Raw genomic sequence first — 19,112 nt, 5'->3', positions numbered from 1 at the left:
TTTCAAGAAGCATGCAAAGATACAATTTATTTACTGTTTGTGACAAAGTGTCATATTTAAAAAAGTATTAAATTTGTGAAATGTTTTAGGAAGTGTTTACTTTGGGTTTTATTACTATACAAAACGGAATATATGGATATTATGACTACTTTACTTGAAAAAATAAATAATGCTAAAGCATTAGATTTTGGAGATATTTTAAGTAGAACTTTCGAGCTTTTTAAAAAAACATGGTTACAAGGCTTTTTGCTAATGCTTTGTATTTTTGTTGTGGCTATTCCTATTTTTGTAGTAATTTATATGCCTATGTATACGGCTCTTACTGAGCAAATGCAAAATGGTAATTATGACCCTAATGAGGTTAGTAATTTAATGATGCAGACTGATAGTTTTAGGTATCAGATTTTAGGACTAACTTTTGTGTTGAGTTTTTTAAGCACAACTTTAATAGCTGGTTTTTATAGAATTATTAAGAAAATTGATTTTAATGAACCGTTTAGCGGGATGGACCTTTTTTATTATTTTAAAGGGCAATATTCAGGCAAAATATTAACGATTGCGGCATTATCATTTTTAGTATCATTGATAAATTTTGCTTTTGAAAAATTTTTAGGACCAGAAACAGCTTCTATTTTAGGAGGGGTGATTGCAATTATTTTTAGTGTATATTCTACCTTATTTGTAGTGCTTTTTGCATTTAATCCAGAATTAGAAAGTACTGAGATTTTTAGTTTGGGGTTTAATTTAGGGACAAGAAAATGGATGATTGTTTTTGGATTGATGATTATAACTGGGATTATTGGTTTTTTTGGGATAATTCTTTGTGGAGTAGGAATGCTATTTACTTTTTCAATCATTTATTTACCACCATATTTTATATATAAGGATGTAATTGGTTTTAATGAAAAGAGTGAAATTGAACAAATAGGGGAAGTTGAGTGATTTATAAACATTGATTATTAAACAATTGGTATAGGTGTTTTAACATAATAGAAAGTAGAGTTAATTTATAAAATGTAGGAACTTAAACTTTTTTTCTCATACATTTGTACCTTCAAAAAATGTAGTATGGCGAAGAATTTAGTGATAGTAGAGTCACCAGCAAAAGCAAAAACCATTGAAAAATTTCTAGGAAAAGATTTTAAAGTAGAATCTAGTTTCGGTCATATAGCCGATTTGCCTTCAAAGGAATTGGGAGTAGATGTTGATGGCGATTTTAAACCAAAATATGAAGTTTCCACCGATAAAAAAACAGTCGTAAAAAAACTGAAAGACTTAGCTAAAAAGGCCGAAACGGTTTGGTTAGCAAGTGATGAGGATCGAGAAGGAGAGGCTATAGCATGGCACTTGGCAGAAACTTTAAAATTGGATAAAAACAAAACTAAGCGTATTGTTTTTCATGAAATTACTAAAACGGCTATTCAAAAAGCGATTGAAAATCCAAGAGGTATTGATTACGATTTGGTAGATGCGCAGCAAGCGCGTCGTGTTTTAGACAGAATTGTTGGTTATGAGTTGTCGCCCGTATTATGGAGAAAGGTGAAAGGAGGTTTGTCTGCGGGTCGTGTACAGTCTGTTTCTGTAAGATTAATTGTTGAGAAAGAACGAGATATTCAAAATTTTGAGGCAGTAGCTTCTTATAGAATAGATGCTGAGTTTTCAAATGAAGATGGTCAAACTTTCAAAGCCAAACTTCCCAAAAATTTTTCAACTAAAGAAGAAGCTCAAAAATTTTTAGAGCAAAATGCAAATGCTGATTTTAAAGTTTCAGATTTAGAGAAAAAACCTGCTAAAAAATCGCCAGCAGCACCGTTTACAACTTCTACATTACAACAAGAAGCATCACGCAAATTGTATTTTTCAGTAAGCAAAACCATGACTATGGCCCAGCGCTTATATGAGGCAGGATTAATTACTTATATGAGAACTGATAGTGTTAATTTATCTGATGAAGCCAGAAAAGGTGCCGAAGCAGAAATTAAAGATGCTTACGGTGCTAAATATAGTAAGCCAAGAAACTATAAAGGTAAAGCTAAAGGTGCTCAAGAGGCGCATGAGGCTATTCGTCCTACAAATTTTGCAACACATTCAGTAGATATTGATAGAGATCAAGCACGCTTATATGATTTAATTTGGAAACGTGCCATTGCATCGCAAATGAGTGAAGCTGAGTTAGAGCGTACCAATGTTAAAGTTAGCGCATCAACACATAAAGAGCTTTTTACTGCAAACGGAGAGGTTATCACTTTTGATGGATTTTTAAAAGTGTATTTAGAGGGAAGTGATGATGAAGATGAAGAGCAAGACGGGATGCTGCCAGCTATGAAAGTTAACGAAAAACTTCTTAATAGTTACATTACAGCAACGGAGCGCTACACGCGACCGCCAGCAAGATACACAGAGGCTTCTTTGGTTAAAAAATTGGAAGAATTAGGCATTGGACGTCCGTCTACTTATGCGCCAACTATTTCTACCATTCAAAATAGAAATTATGTTGAAAAAGGTTCTGTAGATGGAGAAGAACGGACTTATTCACAATTAACTTTACAAAACGGTATTGTTAAAAACAGGGCGTTGACTGAAAAAGTAGGGTCTGATAAAGGTAAGTTAGTACCAACAGATATTGGGATGATTGTAACAGATTTTTTGGTTAATCATTTTGATGCTATTTTAGATTATAATTTTACAGCAAAGGTTGAAGCTGATTTTGATGAAATAGCTGAAGGGAAAGAAGATTGGACTAAGATGATGAAATCGTTTTATAAAAATTTCCACCCAGTAGTGGTTGATGTTCAAGAAAATGCAGACAGGGAATCTGGTGAGCGTATTTTAGGAAAAGATCCTAAATCAGGAAAACAAGTCAGTGTTCGTTTAGGTAGATTTGGGCCGATGGTACAAATAGGAACAGTGGATGATGAAGAAAAACCTCAGTTTGCTAGTTTAAGTCCAGACCAACAATTAACGACTATAACTTATGAGGAAGCTATGGATTTATTTCAACTTCCAAAAAATCTTGGGGTGTACAAGGATCAAGATATTGAAGTAAATAATGGTCGTTTTGGTCCTTATGTTAAATTTGGAGATACTTTTGTGTCCTTACCAAAAGGTGTAGATCCACTTTCTGTAGAATTGGATGATGCTATTGTTTTAATTAAAGAAAAAGAAAAAGCAGACGCTCCTATATATATGTATAATGATTTGCCTGTTCAAAAAGGTAAAGGTCGATTTGGTCCTTATATAAAATGGAATAATATGTTTATTAATGTCAATAAAAAATATGATTGGGATGATTTATCCGATGATGATATTGTTGAATTGATAGAAACAAAAATTCAAAAAGAAATAGATAAAGTAGTTCATAATTGGGAAGATGAAGGTATCCGTGTTGAAAAAGCACGTTGGGGACGACACAATATTATAAAAGGGAAAGTAAAAATTGAATTACCTAAAACGGTAGATGCTGTTAAATTAACTTTGGAAGAAGTAAAGGGGTTAATTGAGAAAAACGCACCCAAAAAGAAAACAACTAAGCGAAAAACGCCTGTTAAAAAGAAAAAATAATTCTATTTTTTTTAATGACAGTCTCTTTTTATTTTTAAATTAAAATTTATGATATGCTATTTTTGTATAAATCACATCATATTTATCATTTTTTCTATGCATATTTGTGGATGTCCAATTAATAGGGCTAATTAATTAGTTTTATGAATTTTAATTTCCTTTCTCCTGTATCAGATTCTGTTTTAGCACATAACGAATTACTGTCGGCTCAAGTTTTAGGTAGAAAGTTGCATATTCATTCTAAACAAAATGGTATACCAGACTTAGATGGTGTTAGCATTGCCATTTTAGGTGTTTTGGAAAATAGAAATGATGTTAACTATATAGGTGAAGAATTTGAGCTAAATGAAATTCGAAAATCATTCTATGCACTTTTTCCTGGTAGTTGGAATACAATCATTGCTGATTTAGGAGATATTAATAAAGGGGAAAGTGTTGAAGATACTTATTTTGCTTTAAAGGAAACCATTAGTGTTCTTGTTAAAAAAAATATCATACCTGTTATTCTTGGAGGAACACAAGATTTAACCTATGCAAACTATCGTGCGTATGACACTTTAATGCCAATGGTTAATTTGGTAAATGTAGATTGTAAGTTTGATTTGGGTGATTCTCAAAAACCAATTAAGAACAATAGTTTTGTAGGTAAAATTATTTTAGAAGAACCTTATAACCTTTTCAATTATGCTACAATTGGCTATCAAACCTATTTTAATTCGCAGGAAGAAATAGATTTAATGAATAAGCTTTATTTTGAAGCTTACCGATTAGGACAAGTATCTAAAGATATTACTATTGTTGAACCTGTGTTAAGAGATGCTAATATAGTAAGTGTTGATTTATCATCTGTAAAAGGTGCTGAAGTTAGTTTAAAACAAAAATACTCGCCTAATGGAATCGATGGAAAAGAGATTTGTGCTATTGCGCGTTATGCAGGTATTAGTAATAAAGTATCTTCTTTTGGTATTTATGAATACAACCCATCTAAAGATGATGAATTAACATCCATGTTGGTGGCTCAAATGATCTGGTATTTTGTAGAAGGTGTTAATTGTAGAGTAAAGGATGATGATTTTTCAAATGAAGATTATTATCAAAAGTTTATCACTTTGGTTGATGAACAGGAATTGATTTTTTACAAAAGTTTAAAAACAGGACGCTGGTGGATTGAAATTCCTTTTTTGTCAGAAGTGAATAATAAATTAAAACGCCATACGTTATTACCATGCATGCACCAAGATTATATAGATGCATGCAATAGTAATGTGCCTGAACGCTGGTACAAAGCGTTCCAAAAGAATTGTTTGTAAGAGTATGTGTATGGTTAAACAGTCATTATAATCGTTCAAATGCGCTTTTTTTACGATGAAATGTTATTTTTTTAGATAAAAAGTTGTTTATTAAAAAATATATAAATATGTTTACGCTCTCAAATATGGGACTTAAAATAATTAACCTCGAGTTTTCTATGGATATGAAGAAGTTTGTTTTATTAACCGCAGTAGTATTATTGCTTGCAAGTTGTGGATCACAAGACAAAGGTGAACTAGTTGGAGTGCAAGGTAAAAAATGGCACCCAGAAAAACCTTTTGGAATGGAATTAATACCAGGAGGCGCATTTATCATGGGTAAAGCCGATGATGATTTAGCTGCAGTTCATGATTCGCCTGCTAAGACAGTAACTGTTAGAGCGTTTTATATGGACGCTACAGAAATTACGAATAGTGAATATCGCCAATTTGTAAATTGGGTTAGAGATTCTACTATTAGAACCAGATTAGCAATTCTTGCCGATGAGGTAGGAGCAACACCAGGTGACGAAGAAGGTATCGGTCAGTATGCTTTTATAGACGCCAATGTGGAAGAAATGAATGTGTATGAAAAATACATGTACGATAATTACACAGGATTGGGCCCTACAGGTTACGAAGGAAGAAAATTAAATAAAGAAATAGATCTAATTTTTGATACCGCTGATTATCCAGACGAGTATTATGCTGAAGTTATGGATACAATGTATATTCCTTTGGAGGAATCATATAATGGGCAACGTACTTTGGATGTTAAAAAATTAAAATTTCAATATACGTATATGGATATTGAAAAAGCTGCAAAAAATAGAAATTTGAAGCGTAAAGACGTTATTGTAAAAGAAGAAGTAGAAGTATATCCTGATACGACGGTTTGGATTAGAGATTTTGCTTACTCTTATAATGAACCGATGCACAACGATTATTTTTGGCATGATGCATATGGAGATTATCCTGTTGTTGGGGTTACTTGGAAGCAGGCCAAAGCATTTTGCCAATGGCGAACTCTGTGGAAAAACGCTTATCAAAAATCAAGAAAAGGGGCGGCCATGGTAAATTCTTTCCGATTACCTTCGGAATCAGAATGGGAGTATGCTGCTAGAGGTGGCTTACAAGCTGCAACCTACCCATGGGGAGGACCTTATACTAAAAGTGATAGAGGTTGTTTTATGGCAAACTTTAAACCAGTAAGAGGAGATTATGCGGCTGATCAAGCATTATATACTGTTGAAGCAAAATCTTATGAGCCAAATGATTATAATTTATATAATATGGCAGGTAATGTTTCAGAATGGGTAAATGCGTCTTATGATCCTTCTTCTTATGAATATATTTCAACAATAAATCCTTCTGTTAACGATGTTAGTAATCAGCGTAAAGTAGTAAGAGGGGGATCTTGGAAAGATGTTGCTTATTATTTGCAAGTGAGTTCAAGAGATTACGAATACGCAGATTCAGCAAGAAGTTATATAGGATTTAGGACCGTTCAAGATTATATGGGGACACAAATAACACAAAATGGTCAATAATCAGTATTAGAATCAAATCAATAATAAATAACCTATTAATTAACCTACTTGAGTATATTTCATACTTAAAAATTTAAAAACCAAAAATTATGGCAAAGTCAAAAGCAAGTAAAAAGTTCATGAACATGGCTTATGGATTAGGAGCAGCAATTGTAATCATTGGAGCTTTATTTAAAATCACACACATGGAATTTGGCCCATTAAATGGGAATGTTTTATTAACTATTGGGCTTGTTGCCGAAGCAATTATATTTGCATTGTCAGCATTTGAACCAGTAGATGAAGAGTTAGATTGGTCTTTAGTTTACCCAGAATTAGCAGGAGGTATGTCGATTTCTAAAGAAGGCGATACTCCAAAAGAAGCTCAAGGATTATTATCTAAAAAATTAGATGAGCTATTGAAAGAAGCTAAAATTGATGGTGAATTATTATCAAGTTTAGGTGATAGTATTAAAAACTTTGAAGGTGCTGCAAAAGGAATTTCTCCAACTGTAGATGCTATTCAATCAACTAAAAAGTATGGTGATGAAATGTCTTTGGCTGCTGCGCAAATGGAGTCTTTAAATAGCTTATACAAAGTGCAGCTAGAAAGCATCAATAGACAAGCTTCAATTAATGAAGAATCTGTAGAAAATGCAGCTAAAGTAAAAGAACAAATGCAATCTTTAGCATCAAACTTATCATCTTTAAACGGTGTTTATGGAGGTATGTTATCTGCAATGAACAAGAGCTAATTAGCGGGTTAATCCCAAATTTTATTAACCAAAAACCTAATTAGACATGGCAGGAGGAAATTTATCACCAAGACAAAAAATGATTAACTTGATGTATTTAATATTTATAGCAATGCTAGCTTTAAATATGTCAAAAGAAGTGCTTTCAGCATTTGGATTAATGAACGAAAAGCTTACGGAATCAAACCAGGCCGCAAGTATGCGTAATGAAACATTTATGGCAAGCCTAGGTGTTAAAGCAGAGGAGTCTGAGAATTATAAGGAGCTTAAATCAAAAGCAGATCAAATTCATGTTTTAGCAAGTGAGTTTGATTCCTATTTATCAGATTTAAAAGGTAAAATGACTGCTAAGATTGAAAACCCTAGAGATTATGAAATTATGGATAAGGGTGATTATCTTGATACAAATTTCTTTAAAGGAGACGGACTTAGACCAGAAGGACAAGAGTTTGTAGATCACATGGTCAAATTCCGTGAGGGCGTAGCTACTATTTTAGCAGGAGAACCAGGAATGGAAAACGTTATTAAAGATGTTAAAAAGAAATTTAGTACCGATCAAGAAATTAATAGAGATGGTATTAAAATAGATTGGTTGGATTATCATTATAAAGGATATCCTTTGGTCGCTTCTTTAACAAAAATGACGCAATTGCAATCAGATATTAAAACAACTGAGTCTGAGGTGTTATCAAGTATGTTAGGTGAAGCACAGGGTCAGGCATTGTCCATGACAAACTATACCACATTATTGGAAACAACAAAATCAGCTTATTTTAACGGAGAGCAATTTGATGGACAAATTGTGTTAGGTCGTAAAGATGCTTCTACTAAGCCTAGTAGAGTTGAATTGACTTTAGATGGAAGAAAACTTGCTGAAGATCAATATGCTATTGAAGACGGTAAGGTGAAACTTAAAATCAATACAGGAGCTGTTGGTGAACATAAAATTGAAGGTAAATTAATTTTTTCTCAAGATGGTGAAGAAATTGAAGTTCCTGTTAACCAATCATTCGCTACGGTTGCAAAGCCAAATGCCGCTACTATTTCTGCAGATAAAATGAATGTAGTATATAGAGGTGTTAAAAACCCTATGACTATTTCTTTTGCTGGTATTGCAGATAATAATGTAAATGCATCTGCTCAAGGATTAAGTAGAGTTAGTGGAAGTAAATATGTTATGGACGCTACTGCTATTAAAGGTAGAGAGGTTACTATTAATGTTACAGGTAAAATTGATGGAACTTCTGTAGGGGATAAAGCAACATTCAGAATTAAAGATTTACCAAAACCAACAGGGACGGTAAGAGGTGAAGATGGTACAGTGAAAATGCAAAAAAATGCACTTGAAATTTCTACTATTGGAGCTAAATTTGATGATTTTGATTTTGAATTACCACTGCGTGTTACAGGATTCAAATTTAAAGTTTCAGGTCAGCCAACCATAAATGTAAATGGAAATAAATTAGATTCAAGAGCAAAACAAGTTTTAAGCAAAGCTAAGCGAGGATCTGATGTTCAAATATTTGATATTGAAGCTAAAGCCAATGGCGTAAGTGTGATGCTTAAAAAAGTGTCTCCAGTATTTATTGAGCTTACAAACTAAAATTAGGAACTAAACGTTACAACATCATAGCCCTAATAATTTAAAAGTATGATACAGATGAGAATTAAAAATTTTTTATTAACCGTTGCAATTGTTTGTACAGTGTCAAGTACATTTGCGCAAGCCAATATACTAAACGCTAAAAGCCCAGATCAAATTGGGGTTAGAACAGAAGCGCAAAAAGCAATCGACAATGATAAACCATTAGAATATGGTTATATTGATGATAGAGATATCCTTTATTCCAAAATGGTTTGGGAGAAAGTAGTTCTTGATGAGCGTGCAAATTTTCCGCTTTATTATCCTATTGATACTAATAACATTGGTAGCAATAGACGTTCATTGTACGATGTGCTGATGAAAAGTATAAAAGAGGGTAAGATAGAAAATATTTATGATGATTCTTATTTTACAACAAAGCGTACTTTAAAAGATATTCAAGCATCTCTAACTTTGATCGATACTACAGAAATGGGGATTGAACAGCTTAATGCTGGAGAAGCCTTATCTGCAGAATATATTAATAGACGAGATATTACAGCTGCTCATATTACAGAATATCATATAAAAGGACTTTGGTATTTTGATAAACGTCAAGCAGAATTGAAATACAGATTGTTAGGTATTGCTCCTGTAGCACCTGATGTAAACTTTATAGATGCCGATCAACCAGATTTAATTGAACTTTTCTGGGTGTTTTATCCAGATGCAAGAGAGGTATTGCATGAAGCTAAATCGTTTAATAATGAAAATAGTTCTATGCCATTTTCTTTTGACCATATTTTAAATTCAAGACGTTTTCATGGATATATTTATCAAGAAGAAAATGTTCAAGGAGATAGAAAGATTACAGAGTATGTGTCTGAAAATGCCTTGATGCAGTTGTTGGAATCTGAAAGAATTAAAGATAAAATCAGAGATTTTGAATTAGATATGTGGACTTATTAATTCACTATTAATTTATAATATAAAACGCTCGCTTTTTTAGTGGGCGTTTTTGTTTTTTTTCATTATTGTGAAGGCAGAAATTTACGTTCTAACTATCTTAGCAACTTATGGATGTAGATTATATTATTGTAGGAAGTGGTTTGGCAGGCATTAGCTTTTGCGAACAATTAAAGGCAAATAACAAGACATTTGTTGTGTTTGATAATAATTCTCAACAATCATCAGCCGTTGCGGGAGGTTTGTATAATCCCGTTGTTTTAAAACGATTTACATCTGTTTGGAAAAGTGAAGAACAAATGCAGATGGCATTGCCAATGTATCACCATTTAGAGTTACAATTAGGGGTTAAATTAGATTATAAATTACCTGTAAGAAGAAAGTTTACATCTATTGAAGAACAAAATGATTGGTTTACAGCTTCCGATAAGCCTAATCTTAATAATTACCTTGCTCCTAAAGTTATTAAAAATGATAATAAGGCAGTAAAAGCTCCTTTCGGTTTTGGTGAAGTGTTGAATACTGGTAGGATTGATGTTAAAAATTTAATGTGTCATTACAAAGATTTTTTGCTGAAAAACGACAAGTTTATTGAAAAAACTTTTGATTATAACATGTTAAATGTTAGCGATAGTGGTGTTCAATATGAAAATATTAAAGCGAAATATATTGTTTTTGCTGAAGGATTTGGAGTAACAAAAAACCCTTATTTTAATAATTTACCATTAGTACCTACAAAAGGGGAGTTACTAACTATTTATGCTCCAAATTTAAAAATAGATTATGTGCTGAAAGGAGCTGTTTTTTTAATTCCATTAGGGCAACATTATTATACTGTAGGAGCCACGTATGAATGGGAGGATACCACCCATGAGTTGACAAAAAAGGCTAAAAACGAACTGATTGAAAAATTAAAAACAATTATAGATTGTGCTTTTGAAATTACAGAGCAAGTAGCTGGTATTCGTCCAACAGTAAAAGACAGGCGACCGTTGGTAGGACAACATTCCACCTATAAAAATATGTTTGTACTTAATGGTTTAGGGACTCGTGGTGTCATGATTGGCCCCTATGTAGCAAAACAGCTTTTTGATTTTGTGGAAAAGGGGGTGCTTATGGAAAAAGAAATAGATATTGCACGCTATACCTTATAATTAGTATTTTTTAAAGTGTCCAACGTACAGAGATTATTTTTTAGCTAAATTTTTATCATAACTCATAAAAAAGTTAATCCATATAGTTCTAGAAAGCCTTAAAATAATTGGCATAAAAATAATTAATGTTCCTATTATAGAAACAAAAACCATATTAATATTGGCCTTAAAAAAGTAAAAAGACACAATAAACGCAGCCACAGCAAAAGCAATTCCAACGGCATAACTAACATACATAGCACCGTAAAAAAATGAAGGTTCTATTTTGTATTTTGTGCCACAATTATGGCATTTTTCATGCATATCTAATGCTTCAGAAAGTATATAAGGGTTTTTGTTTTTAAACATGCTTTCTTCATGACATTTAGGACAAGTGCCTGTAAAAATACCGTATAGTTTTGATCCTTTTTTAAACATATTATTTAATGTATTTTTGCGCTTTCAATTAAAAAAGAAATTCTTTAATAAAGAAACTTTTTGAGTTGATAAAATAGTGATGCAAAACTAAGTTTTAAAATAATAAAACTTTGTAATAATAGTTACAAAATTATGATGAACATTCACAATTTATCGATTTCATTTCAAGGGGAATATCTGTTTGAGGATATAACTTTTAAACTTGGTAATGGCGATAGAATAGGGTTAATAGGTAAAAATGGTGCAGGAAAATCTACCATGCTTAAAATTTTATCTAAAGAAATGGAACCCGATACCGGGCAAATAGCAGCTGATAAAGAACTGAAAATTGGATTTTTAAAACAAGACATTGATTTTGTTTTAGGAAGAACAGTCCTTGAAGAAGCTTACGAAGCCTTTACGGAAATTAAAATTTTGGAAGCTAAAATGGATGATATAAATACCCAATTGGCAGAGCGAACTGATTATGAAAGTGAAGGCTACCACCAATTAATGGTTGATATTAATGATATTCAGCATCAATATGAAATATTAGGAGGTTATAATTATCAAGGAGATACAGAAAAAATCCTTCAAGGATTAGGATTTCAGCGTGAGCATTTTAATAAGTTAACAGATACGTTTTCAGGAGGATGGCGAATGCGTATTGAGTTGGCTAAATTGCTTTTACAAAACAATGATATATTGCTTTTAGATGAGCCTACCAACCATTTAGATATTGAATCTATTATTTGGCTGGAAGGGTTTTTAAAGAATTATGCTGGAGCTGTAGCTATTGTGTCGCACGATAAAATGTTTTTAGATAATGTAACTAATAGGACCATTGAAATTTCTTTAGGTCGAATTTATGATTATCCAAAACCATATTCTAAGTACTTACTGCTGCGTGAAGAGCTAAGAACACAACAATTGGCCTCGCAAAAAAACCAACAAAAACAAATTGAGCAAACTGAAAAGCTCATAGAAAAGTTTCGTGCCAAAGCTTCTAAAGCAACCATGGCACAATCGCTTATTAAAAAATTGGATAAAATTGATAGAATTGAGGTTGATGAGGATGATAACAGTGTTATGACCCTTAATTTTCCAGTTTCTATCACGCCAGGAAAAGTGGTAGTTGAAGCAGAAAACATATCGAAAACATACGGTAAAAATGAGGTTTTAAAGGGTGTTGACTTGCTTATAGAGCGTGATAGCAAAACGGCTTTTGTTGGGCAAAACGGACAAGGAAAATCTACATTAGCAAAAATAATAGTTGGCGATATTAAATATGAAGGGCATTTAAAACTGGGACATAACGTTCAAATAGGATATTTTGCTCAAAATCAAGCAGAGTATTTAGATGGGAATAAAACGGTTCATGATACTATGGTGGATGCCGCCAATGAAAAAAACAGAAGTAAAGTTAGAGATATATTAGGGTCGTTTTTATTTAGAGGAGATGAAGTTGATAAATATGTAAAGGTTCTTTCAGGAGGTGAACGTAATCGTTTGGCATTAGCTAAACTTATGTTGCAGCCATTCAATGTGTTAATCATGGATGAACCCACCAACCACTTGGACATAAAATCTAAAAATGTTTTAAAAGAAGCATTAAAACGGTTTGAGGGAACTTTGATTTTAGTTTCGCACGATCGTGATTTTCTTCAGGGATTAACTAATAGTGTTTATGAATTTAAAGATCATAAAATACGAGAGTATTTAGGAGATATTGATTTTTATTTAGAGCAACGAAAAGTTGAAAGTCTTCGAGATGTTGAAAAACGGACAGTTATTAAGGAAGAACCTAAAGAAAAAAAGCAACAATCATATGAAGATCAAAAAAAGCTAAAATCCTTAAATAATAAGTTAAGCAACATAGAATCTAAAATTAATCAATTAGAACGAGATATTAAAAAGATAGATTCTGAACTTGAAATTAATTATGAGGAAGTCACTTCACAATCAAATTTTTTTGAGAATTATCAGAAAATGAAAAAGGATTTAGAGGAATCAATGATGAAATGGGAGGCTATTCAACTTGAAATTGAAGCATTTTAAGCTAAGTTTTTTAAGTTTTTTTTAACGTATAAAGATTACTTATTAGGTATTTTAGCACGCTCTACCCCTCAAAATTAGTTGTATGCGTAAAATTATACTTTCCGTTATTGGAATTTTACTAATAGTACTTTCCATTTTGTATGCAAAAAAACTTATTGCAGATAAAAATAAACCTAAGCCTGTTAAGGAAAAAGTCGTAAAAACCGTTTTTACAGATACGGTTACAAATGGAATGGTTCCTATTGTAATTCCTGCCAATGGTAGTTTGGTTGCTAAGCGCCGTGTAGAACTTTATTCTGAAGTACAAGGGCTTTTTAGAACAGGAAATAAGCTCTTTAAACCTGGACAGGAATTCAATAAGGGTGAAAATTTAATTCGCATTGATGCTGCTGAGTATTATGCAGGCGTACAATCTTCAAAAAGTGAGTTGTACAATACTATAGCGGCTATTATGCCAGATTTACGTTTAGATTTTCCAGAAGTATTTCAAAAATGGCAAGATTACCTTAACAATTTTGACTTAAGCAACACCACACCAAAATTACCCGAAATGACTTCCATTAAGGAAAACTATTTCATTACAGGGCGTGGTATTGTTTCTAGCTATTACGACGTTAAAAATTTAGAACAACGTTTATCAAAATACAATATTTCAGCACCGTTTACAGGTATATTAACTGAAGCCTTGGTAACCGAGGGGACATTAGTAAGAAGTGGGCAGAAGTTAGGTGAATTTATAGATCCATCGGTTTACGAAATGGAAGTAGCTTTGAGTGAAGATTATGCCAGTTTATTAGAAGTAGGTGAAGATGTGATACTGTCAAATTTAGATAAAACGAAAACTTACGAAGGGAAAGTAGCGAGAGTAAATGGAAGTATTGATGCCACCACTCAAACAATTACTGCTTATATTGATGTTAAAGATGAAACCCTTAAAGAAGGGATGTATTTAGAAGCAAATTTAAATGCAAAAGAAGAAAAGGATGCTATAGAAATTGATCGAAATTTATTATTGGATACCAATGAGGTTTTTATCGTTAGAGATAGTTTGTTGGATGTAATAGCAGCTAAGCCAATATATTTTTCTGAAACAAAAGTGGTTTTGAAAAACATACCTGATGGTACGATTATTCTAAAAAAAGCAGTCCCAGGAGCTTATGCAGGCATGCTTGTAAAGCCTTTTAAAGAATCAGCAAAAACGGAAGATCAATAATGAGAAAGTTAATAGCTTATTTTATTAAATACCACGTAGCTGTAAATATTTTTATTTTAGCCTTTCTTGTTTTTGGTGTGTTAGGCGTTTTGTCACTTAAATCATCATTTTTTCCTCTAATTGATTCCAAAATAATCAATGTAAGTATTTCATATCCAGGGGCTTCTCCGCAAGAAATTGAAGAGGGTGTTGTACTTAAAATAGAAGACAACCTTAAAGGATTAAAAGGTGTTGACCGTGTTACTTCTGTGTCTCGAGAAAATAGTGGAACCATAACTGTTGAAATAGAAAAAGGGGAAAATATTGATTTTATGCTTTTGGAGGTTAAGAATGCGGTGGACAGGGTGCCATCATTTCCAACAGGTATGGAGCCCTTAGTAGTTGCAAAACAAGAAGCTATTAGAGAAACGATTTCATTTGCTATAAGTGGTGATAATATTCCGTTAAAGACTCTAAAACAATTAGGGAGACAAGTAGAAAATGATTTGCGTACTATTGATGGTATTTCACAGATAGAAGTGTCGGGCTACCCAGAAGAGGAAATTGAAATAGCAGTTAATGAAACGAGTTTATTGGCATATGATATTAGTTTTGAAGATGTTTCACAGGCAGTAAGTGCATCCAATATTTTGGTTACAGGAGGTAATATAAAAACCGATGCCGAAGAGTATTTAATTCGTGCAAATAACCGATCGTATTATGGAAAAGAACTTTCAAATATTATTGTAAAATCTACACCCGAAGGAAAAATAGTGCGCTTAAAAGATGTTGCAATTATAAGAGATCGCTTTTCAGAAACTCCCAATGCAAATTATTTTAATGGAAAATTAGCAATTAATGTATCTGTAACTAGTACAAATAATGAGGATTTAATCTCTTCCTCAGATAAAGTAAAAACTTATATAGAAGATTACAATCAAAAGCATAATAATGCAAGGATTGATATTGTGGATGATCGATCTGTAACATTAAAACAGCGTACTAATTTATTGGTTGAAAATGCAGCCATGGGTATCATTTTAGTGTTGATTTTTTTATCCTTATTTTTAAATACACGCTTAGCATTTTGGGTAGCTTTTGGACTTCCCATTTCATTTTTAGGCATGTTTATTTTTGCGAGCCAGTTTGATGTTACAATCAATATCTTCTCTCTTTTTGGAATGATTATCGTAATTGGTATTTTGGTAGATGATGGTATTGTAATTGCTGAAAATATTTACCAGCATTATGAAAAAGGAAAGACCCCCATGCGAGCTGCAATAGATGGAACGATGGAAGTAATACCTCCTGTAGTTTCAGCTATTATAACTACGCTTTTAGCATTTTCCATGTTTCAGTTTTTAGATAGTAGAATTGGCGAGTTTTTTGGTGAACTTTCTGTTATAGTAATTTTGACATTATCTATATCACTTATTGAGGCTTTAATTATTTTGCCTGCACATTTGGCTCACTCAAAAGCTTTAAGAAAACCTGTAGAAGAAGAAAACCCTTCCAAAATGAAACAGTTTTTTTCTAAAATGCGTTATATTAATAAGTTGGGTGATGGTATAATGATGTTTTGTAGGGATAGAATTTATAGTCCTACATTAGATTTTGTTTTAAAATTTAAACTATTATCCTTAGGGATTTTTATAGCACTATTAATACTAACATTTGGTGCTGTAGGAGGTGGAATTATTGGGGTTACTATTTTTCCTTCTATTGCAAGTGATAGAGTGAGGGTAGAATTAGATATGCCTAACGGTACGAATGTAAAAATTACAGATTCTATCATTTCCATGATTGAACAAAAATCTTATGAGGTTAATGAAGAATTGACCGACACCTATTTAAAGGGAACTGGTAAAAAACTTTTTGAAAATACTATTTTGGAAATAAATAGTTCTTCCAGTGCGCTATTGGAAATTAACATGTTGCCAGGTGAAGAACGTCCAGAGGTTATAGATTCTAGGTTAGTTGCTAACAAACTTAGAGATGCGGTAGGTCCAATTATTGGTACAGAGCGTTTAATTTTTGGTTCAGGAGGTAATTTTGGAGGTAGTCCTGTTTCGGTGTCTTTATTAGGGAATAATATAGACGAGTTAAAAGCGGCTAAAATAGAACTAAAACAAGTACTACTAACTAACCCTTTATTGAAGGATATTGAAGATAATGATCCTGCTGGGATTAAGGAAATTCGCTTAGAATTAAAGGAAAGTGCTTATTTGTTAGGATTAGATTTAAGTACTGTGATGGCACAGGTTAGAGCTGGTTTTTTTGGAGCGCAAGCACAGCGTTTTCAGCGTGGCCAGGATGAAATTCGTGTTTGGGTTCGTTATGATAGATCAGATAGAGAATCTATTAATAACTTAGATGATATGCGAATTGTTACACCTTCTGGCAATCGTGTTGTTTTAAAAGATATAGCAAACTATACCATTGAAAGAGGTGATGTTGTTATCAATCATTTAGTAGGTCAACGAGAAATTCAAGTGTCTGCAGATTTAAAAGACCCCAGTACAAGTGCTACCGATATTTTAGATGATATTAGGAATAATGTTATTCCAGAAATTAAATCTAAGTACCCTACCATTTCAGCTTCTTTTGAGGGTCAAAACAGAGAAGCTTCAAAATTATCAACGTCTTTGTACAGTGCAGGGGTGCCAATATTATTGCTTATTTATATTACTATTGCTTTTACTTTTAGAAGTTATAGTCAGCCCTTATTACTTTTACTTCTTATTCCGTTTAGTTTAACAGCAGTTGGATGGGGGCATTGGTTATTAGGCTTTCCTATAAATGTATTATCTCTATTAGGTATTATTGCATTAATAGGTATTATGGTAAATGATGGATTGGTTTTAATAGGAAAATTTAATTCAAATTTAAAAGAAGGTATGGCTTTTGATTTAGCGCTTTCTGAAGCGGGTAAATCTCGCTTTAGAGCTATTTTCTTAACATCCTTAACAACAATTGCAGGTTTAGCGCCGTTGTTGCTTGAAAAAAGTAGACAAGCACAGTTTTTAAAGCCTATGGCTATTTCGGTATCATTTGGTATTGGTTATGCTACAGTTTTAACACTTTTGGTGTTGCCATTGTTTTTAGCGTTTAGTAATGGTTTAAAAAAGAATGCTAAGTGGTTGGCAACAGGAAACAATGTTACAAAAGAAGAAGTAGAACGTGCCATTAAAGAACAAAAAGAAGAAGATGAACATTAAATTTGTTTTTTTAAGTATGTTATTATTGTTGCAAATACATCTATTTGCACAAGAGCTAATAACACCAGAACAAGCGGTAGCCTTAGCGTTAGAAAATAATTATGGCATTAAATTATCAAACACGGATGTTGAAATAGCTAAAAACAATGCTAGTGTTTTAAATTCTGGTTATTTACCTGTTTTAAGTGGAAGTGCTGGTGCCACGCATAATATTGATAATACCGAGGCCGAATTTTCAGACGGAGGTGTTACTGTTTTAAATGGTGCTGAAAGTTCTAGATATAATGCTTCATTAAATCTTAATTATACTTTATTTGATGGCTTAGGGCGTTCTTATAATTATAAACAGCTAAAAGAAAATGAACAGTTAAACGAATTACAAGCTCGTGAAACGATTGAAAATACCATTTTGCAACTTTTTACAGTGTATTATAATGTGGCTGAATTAAAAGAAAATACTGAAGCTATCTTGCAAACTTTGACTATTTCTAAAGATAGATTGGTTCGTGCTGAATATCAATTTGAATATGGTCAAAATACTAAATTAGCAGTTCTTAATGCTGAAGTTGATATTAATAATGACAGTATAAGTTTAATGAATTCCAAACAGCAATTAAAGAATTTTAAGCGCGACTTAAATCTTGTTTTAGGTAATACGTTAACCGATAATTTTAATGTAGATACAGATATTGTATTTAGTACTTTATATAATAAAGAGGAGCTTTTTGAAAAAGCAAAAATCAATAATATAAACTTATTACAAATAGATAAAAATATAGCAATAAATACATTAGGGGTTAAATCTGAAAAATCTGCTTATTTACCTACGGTTGGATTGTTTGGAAGTTATGGGTGGAATAAAAGTAATAATAATGCAGCTTCTTTTGTTGCAGTATCAACCAATACAGGTTTATCTGGAGGATTAAGTTTGAACTGGAATTTATTTGATGGAGGAAGTTCCATTACGCGAGTTAAAAACGCTAAAATTAATTTACAGGCCCAAAACATTCAAAAAGAAGAGTTGTTAGTTACTTTAGAGCGTGATTTTAATAATGCTTGGGATGATTTTCAAAATAAATTAAATATTTATAAACTTCAGGAGCAAAATATCATAACTTCTCAAAATAATTTTGACAGAACAGAGGAAAAGTTTAAACTTGGTCAAGTAAATTCCATAGAATTTAGACAAGCACAACTGAACCTTCTTAGTGCTGAATTAAGTAGGAATCAAGCTAAATATTTTGCTAAAATAGCTGAGTTACAAATGCTTCAAATTTGTGGTGAACTCTTAAATGTTAATTTTTAAATATTAATTTACTGTACTTTTATCGGTTAAGAAATGTAGTTTATCGATTGTTAAATGTTAAAATAAACTGTATTTCGTCGAATAAAATAGTTTTTCGTCTATATCA

General features: G+C 32.3%; 13 protein-coding genes. 12 read left to right on the top strand and 1 reads right to left on the bottom strand.

The window, feature by feature from the left end; genetic code table 11:
* The first annotated feature begins 141 nt into the window (after nucleotides 1-141).
* The 8 genes from APS56_RS07205 to APS56_RS07170 all read left to right on the top strand — a co-directional run bounded on the left by APS56_RS07205 (nucleotide 142) and on the right by APS56_RS07170 (nucleotide 10,836).
* The gene (locus APS56_RS07205; RefSeq protein ID WP_157757630.1) at nucleotides 142-942 is read left to right on the top strand and encodes a hypothetical protein; all 801 of its coding nucleotides are present in this window, start codon (nucleotides 142-144) and stop codon (nucleotides 940-942) included.
* A gap of 126 nt (nucleotides 943-1,068) precedes the next feature.
* Entirely contained in the window at nucleotides 1,069-3,561 is a 2,493-nt protein-coding gene (topA, locus tag APS56_RS07200; RefSeq protein ID WP_054726590.1) for a type I DNA topoisomerase, read from the top strand.
* 143 nt (nucleotides 3,562-3,704) lie between these two features.
* Nucleotides 3,705-4,871 carry a formimidoylglutamase gene (locus APS56_RS07195; RefSeq protein ID WP_054726587.1) on the top strand — a complete coding sequence of 389 codons (1,167 nt, stop codon included), beginning with the start codon at nucleotides 3,705-3,707 and terminating at the stop codon, nucleotides 4,869-4,871.
* A gap of 164 nt (nucleotides 4,872-5,035) precedes the next feature.
* The gene (porK, locus tag APS56_RS07190) at nucleotides 5,036-6,400 is read left to right on the top strand and encodes a T9SS ring complex lipoprotein PorK/GldK (RefSeq protein ID WP_054731254.1); all 1,365 of its coding nucleotides are present in this window, start codon (nucleotides 5,036-5,038) and stop codon (nucleotides 6,398-6,400) included.
* Between the two features lie 89 nt (nucleotides 6,401-6,489).
* Nucleotides 6,490-7,134 (top strand): type IX secretion system motor protein PorL/GldL, encoded by a 645-nt coding sequence (porL, locus tag APS56_RS07185; protein ID WP_054726584.1) that lies wholly within the window; start codon nucleotides 6,490-6,492, stop codon nucleotides 7,132-7,134.
* 46 nt (nucleotides 7,135-7,180) lie between these two features.
* A complete protein-coding gene (porM, locus tag APS56_RS07180; protein ID WP_054726582.1) occupies nucleotides 7,181-8,737 on the top strand; it encodes a type IX secretion system motor protein PorM/GldM in 1,557 nt (518 codons plus the stop codon).
* Between the two features lie 57 nt (nucleotides 8,738-8,794).
* On the top strand, nucleotides 8,795-9,685 hold the full coding sequence (gene porN / locus APS56_RS07175; RefSeq protein WP_054726580.1) for a type IX secretion system ring subunit PorN/GldN: 891 nt from the start codon (nucleotides 8,795-8,797) through the stop codon (nucleotides 9,683-9,685).
* A gap of 107 nt (nucleotides 9,686-9,792) precedes the next feature.
* On the top strand, nucleotides 9,793-10,836 hold the full coding sequence (locus tag APS56_RS07170) for an NAD(P)/FAD-dependent oxidoreductase (protein WP_054726577.1): 1,044 nt from the start codon (nucleotides 9,793-9,795) through the stop codon (nucleotides 10,834-10,836).
* Between the two features lie 33 nt (nucleotides 10,837-10,869).
* Here APS56_RS07170 and APS56_RS07165 read toward each other — a convergent pair whose 3' ends face one another.
* Entirely contained in the window at nucleotides 10,870-11,253 is a 384-nt protein-coding gene (locus APS56_RS07165; protein ID WP_054726574.1) for a DUF983 domain-containing protein, read from the bottom strand.
* Between the two features lie 132 nt (nucleotides 11,254-11,385).
* Between APS56_RS07165 and APS56_RS07160 the strand changes: the two genes are divergently transcribed.
* The 4 genes from APS56_RS07160 to APS56_RS07145 all read left to right on the top strand — a co-directional run bounded on the left by APS56_RS07160 (nucleotide 11,386) and on the right by APS56_RS07145 (nucleotide 19,006).
* On the top strand, nucleotides 11,386-13,290 hold the full coding sequence (locus APS56_RS07160) for an ABC-F family ATP-binding cassette domain-containing protein (RefSeq protein ID WP_054726571.1): 1,905 nt from the start codon (nucleotides 11,386-11,388) through the stop codon (nucleotides 13,288-13,290).
* Between the two features lie 82 nt (nucleotides 13,291-13,372).
* Entirely contained in the window at nucleotides 13,373-14,503 is a 1,131-nt protein-coding gene (locus tag APS56_RS07155; RefSeq protein ID WP_054726568.1) for an efflux RND transporter periplasmic adaptor subunit, read from the top strand.
* Nucleotides 14,503-17,700 carry an efflux RND transporter permease subunit gene (locus APS56_RS07150; protein ID WP_054726565.1) on the top strand — a complete coding sequence of 1,066 codons (3,198 nt, stop codon included), beginning with the start codon at nucleotides 14,503-14,505 and terminating at the stop codon, nucleotides 17,698-17,700. The genes APS56_RS07155 and APS56_RS07150 overlap by 1 nt, the downstream gene beginning before the upstream one ends.
* On the top strand, nucleotides 17,690-19,006 hold the full coding sequence (locus APS56_RS07145; protein WP_054726562.1) for a TolC family protein: 1,317 nt from the start codon (nucleotides 17,690-17,692) through the stop codon (nucleotides 19,004-19,006). The genes APS56_RS07150 and APS56_RS07145 overlap by 11 nt, the downstream gene beginning before the upstream one ends.
* Nucleotides 19,007-19,112 lie beyond the last annotated feature (106 nt).

The sequence above is a fragment of the Pseudalgibacter alginicilyticus genome (genome assembly GCF_001310225.1).
Lineage (GTDB): Bacteria > Bacteroidota > Bacteroidia > Flavobacteriales > Flavobacteriaceae > Pseudalgibacter > Pseudalgibacter alginicilyticus.
Note: the sequence above shows the minus strand (reverse complement) of the source record. Positions and strands in the feature narration are given on the sequence as shown.

Coding starts and splice junctions, on each gene's coding strand:
- APS56_RS07165 (WP_054726574.1), bottom strand. CDS start 11,253: ATGTTTAAAAAAGGATCAAAACTATACGGTATTTTTACAGGCACTTGT.
- topA (WP_054726590.1), top strand. CDS start 1,069: ATGGCGAAGAATTTAGTGATAGTAGAGTCACCAGCAAAAGCAAAAACC.
- APS56_RS07160 (WP_054726571.1), top strand. CDS start 11,386: ATGATGAACATTCACAATTTATCGATTTCATTTCAAGGGGAATATCTG.
- APS56_RS07205 (WP_157757630.1), top strand. CDS start 142: ATGACTACTTTACTTGAAAAAATAAATAATGCTAAAGCATTAGATTTT.
- porL (WP_054726584.1), top strand. CDS start 6,490: ATGGCAAAGTCAAAAGCAAGTAAAAAGTTCATGAACATGGCTTATGGA.
- APS56_RS07170 (WP_054726577.1), top strand. CDS start 9,793: ATGGATGTAGATTATATTATTGTAGGAAGTGGTTTGGCAGGCATTAGC.
- porM (WP_054726582.1), top strand. CDS start 7,181: ATGGCAGGAGGAAATTTATCACCAAGACAAAAAATGATTAACTTGATG.
- porK (WP_054731254.1), top strand. CDS start 5,036: ATGAAGAAGTTTGTTTTATTAACCGCAGTAGTATTATTGCTTGCAAGT.
- APS56_RS07150 (WP_054726565.1), top strand. CDS start 14,503: ATGAGAAAGTTAATAGCTTATTTTATTAAATACCACGTAGCTGTAAAT.
- APS56_RS07155 (WP_054726568.1), top strand. CDS start 13,373: ATGCGTAAAATTATACTTTCCGTTATTGGAATTTTACTAATAGTACTT.
- porN (WP_054726580.1), top strand. CDS start 8,795: ATGAGAATTAAAAATTTTTTATTAACCGTTGCAATTGTTTGTACAGTG.
- APS56_RS07195 (WP_054726587.1), top strand. CDS start 3,705: ATGAATTTTAATTTCCTTTCTCCTGTATCAGATTCTGTTTTAGCACAT.
- APS56_RS07145 (WP_054726562.1), top strand. CDS start 17,690: ATGAACATTAAATTTGTTTTTTTAAGTATGTTATTATTGTTGCAAATA.